Source organism: Endozoicomonas sp. SESOKO3 (assembly GCF_024606255.1).
Window position 1 is genome coordinate 1 of record NZ_JAHHPR010000448.1, and the last position, 1,380, is coordinate 1,380.

Annotated in this window: 1 protein-coding gene; it reads right to left on the reverse strand. The window is 46.9% G+C overall.

From position 1 onward, the window contains the following. Positions 1 to 1,098, reverse strand: a 1,098-nt coding sequence (locus KDK18_RS07690; RefSeq protein ID WP_257254317.1) for a GMC family oxidoreductase, incomplete at its 3' end; no start/stop codon positions are given. Between the last annotated feature and the right edge of the window lie 282 nt (positions 1,099 to 1,380).

Sequence of the window (1,380 nt, forward strand, 5' to 3'; positions counted from 1 at the left end):
TTCCATAGCCGCAGGGATGAAATGCAGTTGCAGATCAGGCCTCTCGACTTCCGGTGAGGATTTTATAAATCCCCCCGACTCTGCAAGACTGCTTGTCAGAAAGCCTTCTTTCTTGTGGAAATATTTCACTGCCTCCTTAATACCTCTGGCCATTCCCAATGGTCTGGCGAAAGCCATTGATGAGGCAGTCTTGTCACTGGCGACAACCAGAACATCAGGGTGCTCCTGAAGGTTTTCGCCAACGCCTGGCAGTTCATGTAAACAATCAACGCCGTGGGGCTCGAGTCTGTCTCTGGCACCGATACCTGAAAGCAGCATAATCTGGGGAGAACCGAAAGCTCCCGCGGAAAGAATCACCTCTTTTCGGGCAAAGAGTTTCCTTCTGGTAACACCTCGAACGACTTCAATTCCTATAGCCTTTTTTCCCTCAAGGATAACTCTGGCAGTATGACTGTTGGTCATGACTGTCAAATTGGTTCTATCATTGACAGGATGCAAATAGGCAGCCGCTGAACTGCATCTTTGGCCGTCTTTCTGTGTTACCTGATACCAGCCTACACCTTCCTGCTCAGCACCATTAAAATCAGGATTGTCTTTTTCTCCGATTTCTATTGCACCATTGATAAAAGCTTCACTCAAGCAGTGCTTACTTCTGGGGTCAGCAACATTCAGTGGACCACCGGTGCCGTGAAATCCAGAAGCACCTCGTTCCTGGTTTTGGGATTTTAGAAAATAGGGCAAGACATCATCGAAAGACCAACCGTCATTCCCCATAGCAGCCCACTGATCGTAATCTTCTTTTTGCCCTCTGATATAGAGCATGGCATTGATCGAACTACTACCACCCAGAGTCTTTCCCCGGGGACAGTATATATCCCGGTTATTCATGGTGGACTGAGCCTGGGCATTCAGCTGCCAGTTATGCAAACCGTGAGGCACAGTGATTGCTGCGCCGGCAGGTATATATATCAATGGAGACTTGTCACTGCCTCCTGCTTCTACCAGGCAGACCTGATGGTCATTATTCTCAGACAGGCGGTTGGCCAGAACACAGCCTGCAGAGCCACCCCCTACAATGATGTAGTCGAACTCTGTCATATAAATCACTTTATTATTATAGGTGTTTTTCAGCTGATAGCTGCTGAATACGTTTTCGCAAAAGCTTCTTGACTAGCCTGCTATCGCTCCAAATTGCTTCTTCTGTTCTGGCAGTTAATCATCAAAGAGTTTTGCAGCCCTCTTGATACCAGAGATTTATCCATTTTGATAGCCTGCCTGAGCACAAAAAACAAAATCTCAACAGACCCAGTCGAGAGTGTTTGCAACTGATAGCCGCCCTTAGCACCAGTCTGAAATAAAGTTTACTGATAATTACAAAGA